At 34.9% G+C, this 16,077-nt stretch carries 16 protein-coding genes and 3 pseudogenes; 4 read left to right on the top strand and 15 right to left on the bottom strand.

The annotated features are described in order from the left end of the window. Positions 1-232: 232 nt before the first annotated feature. From rfbB to BKP37_RS16485, 6 genes are all read right to left on the bottom strand, one after another. On the bottom strand, positions 233-1,252 hold the full coding sequence (gene rfbB / locus BKP37_RS16510; protein ID WP_071310715.1) for a dTDP-glucose 4,6-dehydratase: 1,020 nt from the start codon (positions 1,250-1,252) through the stop codon (positions 233-235). After that, complete coding sequence (gene rfbD, locus BKP37_RS16505) at positions 1,253-2,107, bottom strand: dTDP-4-dehydrorhamnose reductase (protein ID WP_071310752.1); 855 nt, start codon at positions 2,105-2,107, stop codon at positions 1,253-1,255. It lies immediately after the preceding gene. 3 nt (positions 2,108-2,110) lie between these two features. Further along, a complete protein-coding gene (gene rfbC / locus BKP37_RS16500) occupies positions 2,111-2,671 on the bottom strand; it encodes a dTDP-4-dehydrorhamnose 3,5-epimerase (protein ID WP_071310714.1) in 561 nt (186 codons plus the stop codon). Between the two features lies 1 nt (position 2,672). After that, positions 2,673-3,569: a glucose-1-phosphate thymidylyltransferase RfbA gene (rfbA, locus tag BKP37_RS16495; RefSeq protein ID WP_071310713.1), complete on the bottom strand. Its 897-nt coding sequence runs from the start codon at positions 3,567-3,569 to the stop codon at positions 2,673-2,675. A 265-nt stretch (positions 3,570-3,834) separates the two neighbouring features. After that, the gene (gene galU, locus BKP37_RS16490) at positions 3,835-4,719 is read right to left on the bottom strand and encodes a UTP--glucose-1-phosphate uridylyltransferase GalU (protein WP_071310712.1); all 885 of its coding nucleotides are present in this window, start codon (positions 4,717-4,719) and stop codon (positions 3,835-3,837) included. 21 nt (positions 4,720-4,740) lie between these two features. After that, the gene (locus BKP37_RS16485; protein WP_169823166.1) at positions 4,741-6,696 is read right to left on the bottom strand and encodes a glycosyltransferase family 2 protein; all 1,956 of its coding nucleotides are present in this window, start codon (positions 6,694-6,696) and stop codon (positions 4,741-4,743) included. 163 nt (positions 6,697-6,859) lie between these two features. Here BKP37_RS16485 and BKP37_RS16480 point away from each other — a divergent pair, with 163 nt between their 5' ends. Together BKP37_RS16480 and BKP37_RS16475 are read left to right on the top strand one after the other, a co-directional pair. Next, complete coding sequence (locus BKP37_RS16480) at positions 6,860-7,780, top strand: hypothetical protein (RefSeq protein ID WP_071310711.1); 921 nt, start codon at positions 6,860-6,862, stop codon at positions 7,778-7,780. Next, entirely contained in the window at positions 7,764-8,672 is a 909-nt protein-coding gene (locus tag BKP37_RS16475; protein ID WP_071310710.1) for a CgeB family protein, read from the top strand. Before BKP37_RS16480 ends, BKP37_RS16475 begins: the two co-directional genes overlap by 17 nt. A gap of 70 nt (positions 8,673-8,742) precedes the next feature. On the opposite strand, the gene BKP37_RS16470 is transcribed toward BKP37_RS16475, so the two are convergent. The 4 genes and pseudogenes from BKP37_RS16470 to BKP37_RS16450 all read right to left on the bottom strand — a co-directional run bounded on the left by BKP37_RS16470 (position 8,743) and on the right by BKP37_RS16450 (position 11,782). Continuing rightward, positions 8,743-10,134, bottom strand: a complete 1,392-nt coding sequence (locus BKP37_RS16470; protein ID WP_071310709.1) for an RNA-guided endonuclease InsQ/TnpB family protein — start codon at positions 10,132-10,134, stop codon at positions 8,743-8,745. Positions 10,135-10,169: 35 nt separating this feature from the next. After that, positions 10,170-10,774, bottom strand: a pseudogene (locus BKP37_RS19455) (IS607 family transposase). Positions 10,775-10,815: 41 nt separating this feature from the next. After that, positions 10,816-11,184 (bottom strand): IS607 family transposase, encoded by a 369-nt coding sequence (locus tag BKP37_RS16455; protein ID WP_071310706.1) that lies wholly within the window; start codon positions 11,182-11,184, stop codon positions 10,816-10,818. A gap of 103 nt (positions 11,185-11,287) precedes the next feature. Continuing rightward, complete coding sequence (locus BKP37_RS16450; RefSeq protein WP_071310705.1) at positions 11,288-11,782, bottom strand: bile acid:sodium symporter family protein; 495 nt, start codon at positions 11,780-11,782, stop codon at positions 11,288-11,290. Positions 11,783-12,110: 328 nt separating this feature from the next. On the opposite strand from BKP37_RS16450, the gene BKP37_RS16445 reads away from it, so the two are divergent. Beyond that, positions 12,111-12,494 carry an SET domain-containing protein gene (locus BKP37_RS16445; RefSeq protein WP_071310704.1) on the top strand — a complete coding sequence of 128 codons (384 nt, stop codon included), beginning with the start codon at positions 12,111-12,113 and terminating at the stop codon, positions 12,492-12,494. 174 nt (positions 12,495-12,668) lie between these two features. On the opposite strand, the gene BKP37_RS20805 is transcribed toward BKP37_RS16445, so the two are convergent. The 5 genes and pseudogenes from BKP37_RS20805 to BKP37_RS19770 form a co-directional block, all read right to left on the bottom strand. Further along, on the bottom strand, positions 12,669-12,791 hold the full coding sequence (locus BKP37_RS20805) for a hypothetical protein (RefSeq protein WP_281243090.1): 123 nt from the start codon (positions 12,789-12,791) through the stop codon (positions 12,669-12,671). 84 nt (positions 12,792-12,875) lie between these two features. Further along, positions 12,876-13,613, bottom strand: coding sequence for a tRNA pseudouridine(38-40) synthase TruA (gene truA / locus BKP37_RS16440; protein ID WP_071310703.1), 738 nt, complete (start codon positions 13,611-13,613; stop codon positions 12,876-12,878). Between the two features lie 95 nt (positions 13,614-13,708). Then, positions 13,709-14,071, bottom strand: a pseudogene (locus BKP37_RS19450) (ArsR/SmtB family transcription factor). Next, on the bottom strand, positions 14,040-14,465 hold the full coding sequence (locus tag BKP37_RS16435) for an SRPBCC family protein (RefSeq protein WP_071310702.1): 426 nt from the start codon (positions 14,463-14,465) through the stop codon (positions 14,040-14,042). Before BKP37_RS16435 ends, BKP37_RS19450 begins: the two are co-directional and overlap by 32 nt. Before the next feature lie 144 nt (positions 14,466-14,609). After that, positions 14,610-14,807, bottom strand: a pseudogene (locus BKP37_RS19770) (BCCT family transporter); the annotation flags it as partial. 198 nt (positions 14,808-15,005) lie between these two features. On the opposite strand from BKP37_RS19770, the gene BKP37_RS16430 reads away from it, so the two are divergent. After that, positions 15,006-15,503, top strand: coding sequence for a CBO0543 family protein (locus tag BKP37_RS16430; RefSeq protein ID WP_084034816.1), 498 nt, complete (start codon positions 15,006-15,008; stop codon positions 15,501-15,503). Positions 15,504-16,077 lie beyond the last annotated feature (574 nt).

The following is a 16,077-nucleotide window of genomic DNA, read 5'->3' as shown; positions in this document are numbered from 1 at the left end:
GACCCATTTTTTATCTTTTTATATCCCTTTTTTGTATAATCTTTCTCTCTATATAAGACTGTTTTAGATTAAACAATCATAATCTACTATACTAAATTTTTGGGCGAAAGAAAATAGTATTTTTTACTAGTTGCTTTAGTTTCCGAATTTAATTATGAAATCATGAAATGGGCTTTTATGTAAAACGATAATAAAACCAACTAACTCTTAGACGTTAGTTGGTTTCAAAAGGTTACAGTGTATATTGTTTATCAAAGTAATTTTTGTATTCACCGCTAATGATTTGTTCCCACCAAGGTTTGTTATCTAAATACCATTGGATCGTTTGAGCAATTCCCGTTTCAAACGTATACGTTGGTTTCCAGCCTAGTTTTTCTAACTTCGTTGGGTCAATCGCATAGCGTTTATCGTGTCCAAGACGATCTTTGACAAACTCGATTAAGTCTTCGGATTTACCTAATGTTGAAATAATCGTCTTCACGACTTCTAAGTTTGTACGCTCATTATGGCCACCTACGTTGTACACTTCACCGTTCACACCTTCGTGCAGCACTAAATCAATCGCTGCACAGTGGTCGATCACGTGTAACCAGTCACGAATGTTTTTTCCGTCACCATAAACTGGAACTTTTTCATCATTTAACACACGTGAAATCGTTAATGGAATTAATTTTTCTGGAAAATGATATGGACCGTAATTATTCGAGCAGCGAGTGATATTCATTGGTAAACCGTACGTTTCGTGATAAGCACGAACTAATAAGTCAGAAGATGCTTTGCTCGCACTATACGGGCTGTTCGGCTGTAGTGGTGTGTCTTCTGTGAAAAACGTTGTTGGATCAAAGTCTAACTCTCCGTATACTTCATCCGTCGATACGTGCACAAATTTCGTAACATCCACAGCTCTTGATGCATCTAATAACACTTGAGTTCCAACTACATTCGTTTGGACAAAGATTCCCGGATCTGTAATCGAACGATCGACATGACTTTCTGCTGCAAAGTGAACAACGCAATCAAACTTCTCTTTCTCAAAAAGAGCGATGATCGTCTCGCGGTCAGCGATGTCTGCTTTTACAAAATGATAGTTCTCGTTTGTTTCAATTTGTTTGTGCTTTGTTAAGTCACCGGCATATGTTAATAAATCTAAATTGTAAATATCATAGTTCGGATATTTCTCAACCATAAATTGTACAAAGTTACCACCGATAAAACCGGCTCCACCTGTAACAACAATTTTTTTTCGTGTCATTTATTTCACCTCTTGTGCTAATTCGTTTAAGTAATGTTTTAATGCATCCTGCCAATTCGGTAATGGTTCAAATCCATTATCGATAAGCTTTTGCTTTGACATGCGCGAGTTTTTCGGGCGTACGGCACGTGTTGGATATTCTTCCGTTGTAATTGAGTTTACCGTTACGTTTTTACCCGCTTGCTCAAAGATTTCTGAGGCAAACTCTGCCCACGTACAAAAACCTTCGTTTGATGCATGGTAGACACCATATTTATCTGTTTCGATCATATCGATTAATAATCGCGCTAAATCATACGTATACGTAGGTGAACCATATTGATCACCAACAACATTCAATTCCTCACGAGTTTCTGATAAGCGAAGCATCGTTTTAATAAAATTATTTCCGTTCATGCCAAACACCCAAGAAATACGAACGATAAACCATTCATCGAATAAGTTTTGAACGATCTTTTCACCTTCATATTTCGTTACACCATAATAGCCAACTGGATTCGGTGTATTTGTCTCAACAAAAGGTGTCTCACCTTCCCCGTCAAAAACGTAATCAGTACTAATGTACATAAATCTTGCGCTGCACTTTTTTGCTGCTTCCGCTAAATATCTTGTTCCATTTACGTTAACATCCCAACATGTTTCTTTGTCGTCTTCTGCTTTATCAACCGCTGTGTACGCTGCGCAGTGGATGACCATGTCAGGATTTACGTTCTCAACATAATTGGCAACGTCTGCTTCTACGGTAATATCTAAATCATCGATCCCAATTCCATGCATGTCTAAGCCGCGTTTTTCACCTTCACGAACAACATCAAAGCCTAGCTGGCCATTATAACCTGTTACTAATATTTTCATCATTTACACTCCATATGTAAAATTATTATCTGCGTTTTTTAATAATGGGGCCTTTTCATCTTTCTCAGATAAAACAGGGGTAATCCCTAGTGGCCATTCGATCCCAATGTCAGGGTCGTTCCAAATGATTCCTCGATCATTTTCTGGGGAATAAAGTTCGTCCACTTTATATTGAACTTCAACATCGTCAGTGAGTGTCATAAATGCATGGGCAAATCCTTTAGGTACTAACAATTGCTTTTTGTTTTCAGCACTTAGTTCAATACCAAACCATTGACCATACGTAGGACTTCCTTTACGAATGTCGACAGCTACATCATAGATCGCTCCTCTTGTACAACGTACAAGTTTCGTTTGTGCCTTCGGATCTAACTGGTAATGCAGCCCGCGTAATGTCCCTTTTGCCGCGGAAAATGATTGATTATCTTGAACAAATTGATATTCAAGTCCAACTTCTTTAAATTTTGCATCACTATATGTCTCACTGAACCAACCGCGGTGATCACCAAATACTTTTGGTTCAATGACAACGACTCCTTCTAACTTTGTTTCTACTACGTTCATCTTATCTACCACCTTTAACTGTTGTCAGCTCATATTGATTGGCTAATCGAATTAAATATTGGCCATACTCATTTTTACTCAACGGTTTTGCTAATTCTAATAGTTGCTCTTTCGTAATATAGCCTTTACGGAAGGCAATTTCTTCTAAGCAAGCAACTTTAAGACTTTGGCGCTTTTCGACCGTCTCGATAAAGGTCGAAGCTTCTAGTAATGATTCATGTGTTCCTGTATCAAGCCAAGCAAATCCACGCCCTAATAATTCAACATGAAGATCACCAAGCTCTAAATACGCTTTATTTACATCGGTAATTTCTAACTCACCACGAGGCGAGGGTTCAATGTTTTTCGCAATCTCAACAACACGGTTATCATAAAAGTAAAGGCCAGTGACTGCATAGCTTGATTTTGGTTGACTTGGCTTTTCTTCGATTGATATTGCTTTTCCGTTTTCATCGAACTCAACGACACCGAACCGTTCTGGATCTTTCACATTGTAACCAAATACAGTTGCCCCAGATTGTCTAGATGCTGCATTTTCTAATAACTTCGTAAAACCGTGACCGTAGAAAATATTATCGCCAAGTACTAAGGCAACGCTATCATCGCCGATGAACTCTTCACCAATAATGAATGCTTGCGCAAGTCCATCCGGAGACTCTTGGACAGCATAGCTAATCGTAATTCCAAAATCATGTCCGTTTCCTAATAATTGTTCAAAACGTGGTGTATCTTGTGGGGTTGAAATGATTAAAATATCTTTAATCCCTGCTAACATTAACACTGATAATGGATAATAGATCATCGGTTTATCGTAGATTGGTAGTAGTTGCTTTGATATCGTACGGGTTAACGGATACAGCCTTGTACCACTACCACCAGCTAGTATAATCCCTTTCATCAAATGACCTCCTAAAATGTCTGTATTTTCTGACCTTCTATTTTTTATGTATTACATTTATTATGGCAATAACTGTCTGAAATCATGAATGATGTTACACATTCATGAAAAAAATGACACATAAAGGATTTTATCATATTTTTATTAAGATGAGTGACATATTTCACCAAAAAACTAGGTGAGATTTACCTTAGGATTTTTAAATCGCCTTCAAAAGGCAAGCCTCCCTAATGATTATCAGGGAGACGGTTTAATTATTGCTTTTTTAGTTCTTTAACTTTGTCTCATAGACCTCTTTAATATAATGAGCAACGTCTTCGGATAAGTCGTCTCTTTTTAGCGCAAAATCAATCGTCGCTTTAATAAAACCAAATTTATCACCGACGTCATAGCGAATGCCGTGGAAGTTATATGCAAGTACGTTTTGTTTTTGGTTTAACACTTTGATCGCATCCGTTAATTGAATTTCTCCACCTGCTCCAGGTGGAAGGTTTTCGAGGATATCAAAAATTTCCGGACGTAATATGTACCTTCCCATAATCGCAAAATTTGATGGTGCTTCTTCTTTTGACGGCTTTTCAACGAACGTTGCCGCGTGAATGACGTTTCGTTCAATTTCCGAACCTTTAGGAGCAACAACTCCATACTTCGAAATTTCTTCATCTGACACGCGCTGCACACCGACAACCGATGATTGATAGCGATTAAAGACATTGATTAATTGCTTCAAACAAGGAGTTTCAGATTCAACAATGTCATCACCTAATAGCACTGCAAACGGCTCATTGCCAATAAACTTACGCGCGCACCAAATTGCATGACCTAATCCATTCGCTTCTTTTTGGCGAATATAATGGATATTCGTCATTGCTGAAATGGCTTGTACCTCTTGTAAAAGCTTTGTTTTATTCTTTTTTTCTAACGTTTCTTCTAATTCAAAGGACTTATCAAAATGGTCCTCAATCGCCCGTTTCCCTCGCCCAGTAACGACGATGATGTCTTCGATGCCTGAAGCGATCGCTTCTTCAATGATGTACTGAATCGTTGGTTTATCAACGATCGGTAACATTTCCTTTGGCTGTGCCTTCGTTGCTGGAAGAAACCTTGTTCCTAACCCAGCTGCAGGGATAATCGCTTTTTTAACTTGCATAGTCGTTCCTCCCTTCATTTTTCATTTCCAGTTTTCACTTGAGATTTGTACTGGAAGCTCACCACGGTAATGCTCAAGTAATGCCTGTCTAATTTCAGTATTTAGCGGGACCCACATTGGTTGTTTCCCAAAATAAGCTTTTAACCGATCTTGACAATGCACGAAATCAGACTGAGGTGATCGAATAGTTTCATTTGTCAATGGTATTACGTTTATTATAACCGTTACCTTACTAGCTACCACATCTGGGACATATTTTTGCTCTTCTTGGAGTACCGGTGGATGCAGCAGTAACAAGTGATCTGTCGCTATTTTTTCTCCATATACAAGCATTTGGATTTGCCTTCCATCAATGAGTTCTCGAATCTTTACACTCATGTCCCTATGTGAATTTAAATCGTATTGATATAGTTGAATGAAGCCAATACGTGCGGCATGTTGTTTTTGTTTTTGAATTTCTTCAACGATTAAATCAACCGGACCACTATGATCCCTAAAGTCAGACACGATGACCACATCGAACTTTCTTCGACCATTGATTTTTGCTTCCTTTATCGGCCGCATTGGCTCCGGAACAGGAAAAGGACGAATTTGTTGTGGAAATTCATAGCGAAGATCATTTCTCGTTTCATGAAATGTTTCATGACTTTCCACATACTCCTTTCTAGCACCCATGAAAAATCCTTGATAACCAAAAGCTGAGTTACCTGTTAGAGATGTTGGTGATTGGCGCTGAAGTGAAAGTGGCCCTGTTTCAAGATCTATGACTGCTTTTTCACCAAATACTTTTTTGATGCGTTTAATAAATTCAACATCAGCTCCAAATCGAACACTATCCCAATAGCCGATTTTCTCGAATACTGGATGTCTTCGGAACATAAATGAGGAGATATTACTAAAAATATATAATCCGGGCTTTCCTCTCCTATAGAATTTGACGTCATTTGTTGCTCTTGCCTGTTGTGAAGTATTTCCTATGACTGTTGGATTGTGCATTAAGTTAAGTACTTGTTTTTCAATCTTTTCAGGGTGTGACCAATCGTCTGAATCGTTAATTGTCACAAATTCACCTGTTGCTTCTTTAAGAGCCAAATTTCGAGCGACATATGCCCCTCCATTTTTTTCTGCTTTTATAAGCTTTACTCTTACATCCTTTTTACTATATTGTTCTACTACTTGAATCGTTCCATCCGTACTACAATCATCAACAACAAGGACCTCAAGGTTTTCCCATGTTTGCGACAATATTGAATTTAATGCCGTTTTGATCCTTTCTTCGTCATTGTATGTCGGTATGAGAACCGAAACTTTTGGTAAAGCCTCTTTCTGTGTGAATTTTTCCTTTTTACTATGTAATCGATCATAGACAGTCTCAGTTTCCGAATGAATAAATGAAATAGGTGAAAGCTGAAAATGCTCTAATGCACGATTAATCCAAGCCGTTCGCTTTGTTAAACTCGCTTCTAAATTAGCATACGCTAAATAAAGATCTGGATGTGGATCATCTTTGATGACACGGGTTAGAATCATTTTCGCTGTTTCGACATCACCTAATAATTCGTAGCTTTCGGCCTCAATAATCGCGATGCTTCTCAATTGTAGCTGATCTTTTTCACCTTCCGTCGCTATTTTTAAATAGTGAAGACAGTGTTTGGCATCTTCTTTGCTATAATGGTTGGCATGCCATTGGGCGAGTATCCACGCGATTTGTTTTTTCTGAAACATGTCTTTCGCTTTAGTGAGTAACAAGTTTAGGTCATCATATGCTTTTTTTGAAAAGCCTTGACTATAGAGACGATGCTTTAATTCATCAACTTGTGACCACTCCGAATGACCTCTTACTAATAAACTTCTAATTAAACGCTTTTGTTTATTCGATATAATATTTTTTATGAAATTCCTTTGTTTCGAATTGAGCATCGAATAAAACGACCATTGGGCGAATTTCGAGGTACTTCTTAACAACAATTTAACCATGGTTTCCACCTTCAATTTTGATTGATAACTATTGCATTTTATCATATTCTGTCATTTAGAGGTAATCGTTATCATAACAACTTTTTGAAAACTCATTGCTGTTTCCTTCTGTGTTATAATAAATGTCAATAATGAATATATAAAAGTTGGGTGATCAAAAACGATGAATAGAGATCGACAAAAAGATAACAGAAGAGATTTCATTGATATATACAATAGTTATCTAGAGAATGAACAATTAGTGAAATATAGAGAACAAGAAATTAAAGAAGTTGAACAACATGTCAAATCAACGTTACGGTACCAACTTGGCGATTTGTTCGTTACGTCATTCAAACGCCCTTCATTGAAAACAATTCTATTTCCAATTTCACTTTCAACTCTATTATGGTCATATTATAAAAAACCAAAAAGAGAAATAAATTTGCGATTACGAACAGCAGCTGGTAGTTATCTGGATACAGCGAATAACGGTAACGGTAAGCAATCCATAACGTTTATTTCAACAGATCTTGGCGATTGGATGACGGACTTAGCGGAAATTGAAGCTTTATCAAAAAAATACAATGTACAATTGATTTTTTATTGCTACCATTTCCAGACGTTACTCTCCATCCATTCGAAAGTAAAACAATTAGGGGTTGATGTTGTTTTTATATATGGAACTTCATTTCCACAGTTATTTCAGTCAATATTAGATAGTTTGTGCAAAATACGCGGTAATGTTGTTATCACAAACCAACGAGACATTATTTCTGTATGTTTTTGCTTTTTGGCCAATTATCATTTCGGAAAACATGTTTATTTTCATAACGTTGATCCATTGGTAGCTTCTAGACAAGCTACGGTTCACCTACAGGTTACCAATCAAAATTTAAAGGAACCATCAAGTCATGCTTGGGAGCCAATTGTTTCTACTTTTTTGGCCAACTATATAAAAGAAGGTTTGAATGTCCCTATTGATCAAGTAAAAGAAGAAAACTTAACGAATACGTTATCAGAAACGTCTCACGAGTTTGCTGAGTTCTTTTCCGAATTTTATGAAGCGTATAGAGAGGATCAAAGCGATGAAATGGATCATTAAAAACCCGGCACCAACCGATTGGCGCCAGGAAAAATGGGGCGACTTTCATTTCGGAAGGTCGTTAACAAAATATTTAGAGCGACTAGAGGTAAATGTTGAAACGGATTATTACCCACACTGGGATAATCGAAAAAAGGCTGACGTTGTTTTTGTGCTACGAGGGAAGTATCCTTATCGACCGAAACCAGGTGCCTTTCATATTATGTGGAACATCAGTCATCCTAGCTCAGTATCTTTAGAAGAATATGAAAGTTATGACCTTATTTTTGTCGCGTCGAAAAAGCATGCTAATTACATAAGGTCTAAAATAAGTAAACCTGTTTATCCTCTAATACAGTGCACCGACCATGAGGAGTTTTATGTTAGCGATCCTAAACTTGATCGTTTTCGAAAGGATATTATTTTTGTTGGAAACTGCAAGGGGGTACAACGTCCAGGTATTATTTGGGCTACCGAATTAGGGTTACCAATAAAAATCTGGGGAAGAGGTTGGGAACAGTTCATTGACCCTTCATTTATTCAAGGCGAATATATCGATAACAAAGAGTTAGGGGCATTATATTCAAAATCAAAAGTAATTCTAAATGATCATTATGATGATATGAAGCAGTTTGGATTTATTAATAACCGAATATTTGATGCGTTATCGTGTGGGTTGCCGGTGATCTCGGATTATCACGAAGAGCTCCATCAATTATTCCCTACCGAAATTCTTTATTACAAAAATAAGAAAGAATTTTTGCAAGCTGTTGAAACGGTAATTTTTCAATATCCAAAATTGAAAGCAAATGTCGACCGTATTCAGCCTAAAATCCATGAGGAACATTCATTTCAGGCAAGAGCGAAAATAATTCTCGATATTTACCATCAAGAATTGAAGACTGCAAGATAGATCCTCAGGGTGTTACCGCTTCCCTTAACTCATCTAAAATTACTCAAAGTTGAGCATTTTTCGATAATATTTAAGAGGAACTCTTCTTCAGGCGAAGAGTTCTTTTAATTTCTCCTAGTGACTCATTTACACTAGCCAGTTGACGGTATTTTCCACGGACAATAGATTGTCGTTTCCAATCCCACCAAACCGTATATGTAGGGGATTTCACGCCTACATAGCCCAAGCGTGGCAATAACTTTCCTTCTTTCTTACCAATATTAACAACGCTGTTCATATCACGATACATTGTTGTTTCACAACTTTTACACGTAAATACTCGTACATCAGGTTCTTTCTTTTCGTGATGACCACAAACACAACACTCTTTCGTAGTGCTTGTTTCATCAACTTTTGTATAATATTTTCTATTCTTTTCTTGAACCCATTCAAGGATTTTACGAAACTGTCCAATTGGTGTTTGATTTAACATGGCACGTTTCATGGAACCATGCTTTGCAACGTCTGGAGTTGGTACATAATCACCAATCAAAATATGGTCGTACTTCTTACTGAAGTAATGAGCATAACTGTATAACACTTGCTTAATTTGTTCTCGCCGAGTGAGTTCAGCTCGCTCTAATGCACGATTCAAATAATTCCAACGTTTGCTTGGTTTCCAATACTGTGTGTTTGGTGTTGTAACTAAACGGGCAAAACGTTCGCATTTATCACGTTTTGATTTTATTTGGTCGATACGCTTATCCCAATACTTTAGTGTTGAAGATAACGCTTTAAGCTCGTAAGAACGTCCTTTATGATCTATACCAACAGCTAAATTCTTGTGGTTAGGGTCAAAAACGATATAAGAGTTTTCCTTAACCATTTCTATTCCTTTTGAGTTTTCAATCGTAAAAATAGCATAATATCCACCAATATCTTTAGTGATACGAAGTGTTTTAACCTTTTCGTTCTCTCCGAGAGCCAACGGTTCTACTAAAGTAACTACTGTAGACAATTGTTTCTTTACTTTTTTATCTTTTTTCTTTAATTCTTGATGTTCTTCAACAGATAATTTTCCGAAAGTAATAGATAATTTACCTTCATCAATTAGTTTAAACCCTTTGTTCGGTTCATCGTAAAAAAGAGAGAACCATTTCTTTTTCCAAGAACGAAATTTTGGTTTTTGGTTATCTAATTTTTTATCGAAAAATCTATCATACGCTTCTTTTAAACGTAAGGCTGTATTTTTCAAAGGAGATGAATGAACTTTGTATAAAAACGGAGATTGTGCTTTAATTTTTGGAACTTTGTTCCTTAAATTACGCCCGTTTAATAGTTTTTCCTGTCTACCATTTTTATAATCTTCTTCTACTAATTGAAATAATTGATTATATAACCAATTGCACATTTTTGATTGTCCATCTAGCTGTAATTCTTGTTCTTTTGTAGTGATTAACTTGATTTTTCGGTTGAATATCACAAATTTTCACCTCCCTTAAATAGGTTCATTGTAAGTCATTCTCTTAAAGCACTTTCAATAGTTTCCTTGACTTTTTTAGCTTTTTTACTTCTGCTTCCATACAACCTACTACTAAAAACAGTAATGATAGATAGTATGTCTTCTACCAACTCATGTTCGTATGTTTTATCTTCGCTGTGGTTTATGATCTCGATTTCCACATTGTGAAATTCACATATTTGTTCCAAAATTTCGAATCCAAAACGTAATAACCTATCTTTATAGTTTATGACAATACGTTCAACTTTATTGGACTCTATCAAAACAATCAACTCTTTCAATCCTTTTTTGTTGTAATTTAATCCACTACCTAAATCTTCAACAATTTTGAAAGAGTAACCATTAGCAGTGCAATATTGACTAACATTTTAACTTGTCTTTTCAAGTCATCTTTTTGGTCTGAAGAAGAAACCCTACAATATCCTATAGTCATTTTAGGATTTTTAACTTTATTTTTATTAACGTTAGATAAATCTTCGGTAGTGTATCTCCTGTGCCCTCCGGAAGTTCTTGTTGAAGTAATTTTACCTTCTTTTTCCCACCTACGTAACGTGGAACTAGAAACCCCTAAAATGTTTGCGGCTTCTTTTAGTGTATACATGAAAACACCTCCTATAAAACCATTTTATAACAACCTATTAATTATTTGAATAAAAAATTGGACTCTATCAAAACAATCAACTCTTTCAATCCTTTTTTGTTGTAATTTAATCCACTACCTAAATCTTCAACAATTTTGAAAGAGTAACCATTAGCAGTGCAATATTGACTAACATTTTGAACTTGTCTTTTCAAGTCATCTTTTTGGTCTGAAGAAGAAACCCTACAATATCCTATAGTCATTTTAGGATTTTTAACTTTATTTTTATTAACGTTAGATAAATCTTCGGTAGTGTATCTCCTGTGCCCTCCGGAAGTTCTTGTTGAAGTAATTTTACCTTCTTTTTCCCACCTACGTAACGTGGAACTAGAAACCCCTAAAATGTTTGCGGCTTCTTTTAGTGTATACATGAAAACACCTCCTATAAAACCATTTTATAACAACCTATTAATTATTTGAATAAAAAAATCTTACCTAAAATAGTGAATTTTAGATAAGATTAAATATTTTTAACTAAACTGTTATAGAGCCCCATTGATCAATGTTGACATTCGAACCAACTAATAATTTTAAACTATAAGTAACAATTACAGGTGAAAGAATAGTATTTAGCAAAATAATTGATAGTGTTAATGGTACATTTCCCTTATAAATATTAACCCAAATGAGACTAATAATACCAGTTGGGATAACAAATGCGATAACAAGTCCAGTAATCGTATATGGGTCACCATAAAAAAATACCTTACCAATACCTAGAGCGATTAGTGGCATGATTAAGTGAAGGATAAAAAAGCAAACGAGAATTGGTTTCGGGTGGAGTAAGACTCGTTTCAAATCAACAAAATTAGAGTTTAAACTTCCTGAAAAAGTCATGAACGCAAAAATCCATGGAACTAAAAACGTTAACGGTAATAACCAAGCTGTAAGAAGCACACCAATAACTACACCCGTCGGAGTAATCACTGGCATTAACTTTTCTAAAACTTTATTCATTTGTATTAACATGTAAGCAAATCCCCCATTATTCTAAAAACTAATGCTCCATAGTTCTCTATTTATTATTCTTATCCTTTTTTTAATATTGGTTCTAGAGGTTGAAGTAATATTTTTAAATTTTTGTGAAAGAGTGAATATCATAATTACAAAAAATGAGCTACACTAATCTACGACTAGTTACTTAGTGTGAAAATAATGTATTATGAAAATTTAGATATTCAAATTTGTTATTATCGAATAATGACAACGCATTACGCTAAGGTTATAATAAATTGTTAGCTTTTATAAGAAATTATAACACGAACAAACTCATTAAAAGAACACGAAGGAGACATAAATGATTGAGGTAAAGACTTCCACGTTATGCAATGGAGAATTCAATAGAGGTATATTTGCAACACAAGATATAAAAAAAGGAACCTTAATCCACGAAGCGCCTGTTATCCCCTATCCTAATGAAGAACATATTTTAATCGAGCATACTGTTCTTAGTGATTATGTATACGAATATGGGAAAAATCATACCGCAGTTGTTTTAGGATATGGCATGTTATTTAATCACTCTTATGAACCAAATGCAACTTATGATATAAATTTTAAGAATCACACCTTTGAATATTATGCTTATGCTGATATTAAAGCTGGCCAAGAAATCTTAATTAACTACAATGGTGAAGTTGATAATTTAGAGCCATTATGGTTTCTTAAAGATAAAAAATGAGTAATAACAGCTAGCTTAAGGTTGCTATACGGTAAAATAAAGCTTAACTTCATATACTGATCGAAAGTTAAGCTTTATTTTTTTAATTCAGTAAATTTCATAAATACCGAGTAGGCTGTAAACCCTATAACTAGATATAGTATGTCATTTCTAAATTCACTAAATTCAGAATTATCAATTATGCTTGTTTGTTTTTTTCATTTTTGTTTTTTTTGATGTACTTGGCTTACCGCCTGAACGTGAGCGTGGATTTGTTTCATTTGCATGTTCAACAGCTTGCTCTAGTTCTTTTCTCATTGTTAATCCCCCCTAAAAAAATGATAAATAATACTGTATTTATCATTTCCAAATAACTCTGTTTCATTCTTTTGGGTTTCTAGACTAAAATTTAACTTTTTCTAAATAAAGTCCACAAGAATCTGCTAATCTACCTGTTTGCTTTCGTTCTTTTGATGTTAATATTTCCGGAATAGTTTCTTCATGTATTTCACCTAATCCAACCTCTATAAGAGTTCCGACCATTTTTCTTACCATGTTATAAAGAAAACCATTTCCACGCACTCGAATTTCGATAAATCCACTATTTTCATTAATTTCCACATCATAGATATCACGCACCATAGATTTTTTCTTAGATTTAGCATTTGAAAAAGCAGTAAAATCATGTGAACCAATAAAGTATGTAGAAGCATTTTTCATTTTTACAATGTCGAGTTTAGTATCAACATGCATACTGTATTTGCGCATAAAAGGATGAGAATGTTCTTCATTCCAAATTTTAAATAAATAGGTTTTATCCTTAGCATTATATCGAGAATGGAAACGATCTTGTACTAATTCCACATCTGTGATACTAATGTCCTGTGGTAAATATTTATTCAAATAACTTTTTATCTCTGCTTCTGAAAGGTTTTCATTAGTTTTAAAATTTGCAATTTGATCTAATGCATGAACCCCTGCATCTGTTCTCGAGCATCCTATGATTTCAACTTGTTTACCAACCATCTGTGATAGTACATTTTCAATCTTTCCTTGTATTGTGCTTTCTCCACTTCCGAGCCGCTGCCAACCTTTGTAGCGGCCACCATCATATTGAATTGTCATTTTATAGTTGTTCATCTTTTACTCCTTTTTAAACTTAGAAAATTTATGTCATTAGTTTTTCCAATTACAATACAAAAATGAAATTAAGGATGACTTAAAAGGGAATAATTCTAACCTTTTAAGCCACCCTCGTTTTCAACCAGGTGCTTTAACACTGAAATCTTATTATCCCAAAATTGTTCGTAAAAAGAGAGCCATTGTTTTACCTCAAATAAAGCTTCAGGTTGAGCTTGTACCGCTTCTCTCTACCTACTTTTTTGAGCTGTTACTAGGTTAGATTCATAAAGGATACGCAAATGCTTTGAAACAGTCGTTCGACTAATTAGGAAATAATTACATATGTTAGTAACTTGTAATTTTAGTTTTGCTAATAAATCCATCATTTTCCTACGTGTTGGGTCGGTAATCACCTGAAAGCCATCATACTTTGCTAAGCAGACATTATTTCTCAACAACTTTTCGTAAGCCTTCATAAACGATAGTATCCCAGCCATTGTTCATACGATTTCTAATTTCAGCATTCGTTTGTTTTGGACCTGGTCCAGGAATAATCTCATCAGGTTCACTCCAACCTGTATGGGTAAGTGTAAATTCTGTTTTATCTCCTAAATCCTTTAATTTAAATGATACCTTCCATCCAGCTTCTCCCCAAAAAAATGTAAGCTCGTTTGGTGGATCAAGTTCCATTACCTTACAAAGCGTTGGTCCAAAAGGAGATTGTATTGTAAACTCTGATCCAAGCTCTTGTTTAAAATCATTCGGCATAAACCAAGAGTTGATCCCTTCAGTTGTTGCAACTACATCCCACACCTTTTGTATATTTGCTTCAAACACAATACTTTTTCCAATATCTAGTGTTTCTTTCATTGTTAGCCTACCTTCCAAAATGAATGTAACCAAAAGGTTTCTTATTTCAGAATACGAAACCTTTTGGTTACATGTCAAGCTTATTGAACGTGTGAAGAATTTAATTGAGCATTTTTTTTAAAACAATAAACATCGGTATATAAATTATTTCTTTTTTTCCTTATTAATAGCCTTTTGAAGGCGTTGAAATCGCCTTAAATCAGCCTTTCTAATAGGTAACGGTTCATTATTCAAAAGTCTAATGATTGAAATAATTAATAACATCAATATGGTAGTGAAAGGTAATGCTGAAATTAAGGATGCTGTTTGCAATGCCCCAAAGCCGCCAACATATAGCAAAAGAACCGTTCGCAACTAGATATAGATTTAAGTAGTTGGGTTTTTGTAATTATGACATTTACCCATTTGACGCAGGATTTCATTATAGGTGTGACCATGTTCATTAGTTTGCAAAAGTCAATGAAAAGAAAATTACTTTTATTTTAAACATATATATGTGTCATTGAGGAACAATATAGATAGAATTAAGGAGGGAATAGTGTGTCTTACAAAAAGGATAAAGTCATAGAAGCTTCGGCTTGGATAGTTATGTCATTTATACTTTATAAATTTGTCCCAAGAAATAAATTTCGTGAGGCTCAACTTGCTTTTTTATTTAAACAAGTAATTACCTGGATTTTTGGATTGATTGTTGTAGAAAATGGAATTATTAAATATCCCCATCGACTTTTTTTTAAAAAGGCAAATAAAGCAAGTTTTACATTCGAATTTTTTATTCTTCCATCTTTTTGTTCTTTGTTTAATATACATTATCCTGAACAAAAGCATCAAATATTTAAAGTATTGCACTATGTTTTCTATACTTCAATAATCGTTATACTTGAAATATATGCTATAAAATCGACAAATTTAATAAAGTATAAAAAATGGACTTGGTATTGGAGTTATATAACCATCACGATCTCTTATTATTTATCACGTCTTTATTATCGATGGTTTTTCAGATATAACAATAATCAACCAATAATGAAGATCTAAGGAATTAACAGCGAGGACGATAAATAATATGTTAGTTATAGACGCTTGCTATAAATCTTTAATATCTAAACAAACTGTTGAGCTAAGATAGTATTGTTAAATGGGGGTCTATGACCCTCAATTACAAATCAGTTTGATCAACTAGTAAATTTCACTAACTCAGCAAACGGACTGATTTTTAAGAAAAGCGCAAGGCGCCTTGGTCACGAGCAGCTGCTCCTGTGCCACTCCATTTGCTCAAGAGCAATTGTTTTTCGTGCGACGAGTAATCGCAGGAGCAATTGTTTTTCGTGCGACGAGTAATCGCAGGAGCAAAGCTGCATGTAGCTAATCGATGAAGGATCTCAAGCAGTAATTGAAGTCCGTTGCTTGACTGAAGTGACCGAGCTCGTAGGCTGCTTGCACTAGACAGTTTCCAAGTTAGAAATTTATAAATTCTGATTATGGAACGAAAGACTAACGTACTTCGTTCTCCTTTATCTTACTACTCACCTCGCACCAACTTCCTCTTGAATGTGCAAGGGCACTTGTGCTTTTTCTTTTAATAATGAGACTAGTATCTATCGTTTAGATT

The sequence above is a fragment of the Anaerobacillus alkalilacustris genome, from assembly GCF_001866005.1.
Taxonomy (GTDB): Bacteria; Bacillota; Bacilli; order Bacillales; family Anaerobacillaceae; genus Anaerobacillus; species Anaerobacillus alkalilacustris.
This window is presented reverse-complemented; position numbering and strand designations above follow the sequence as displayed.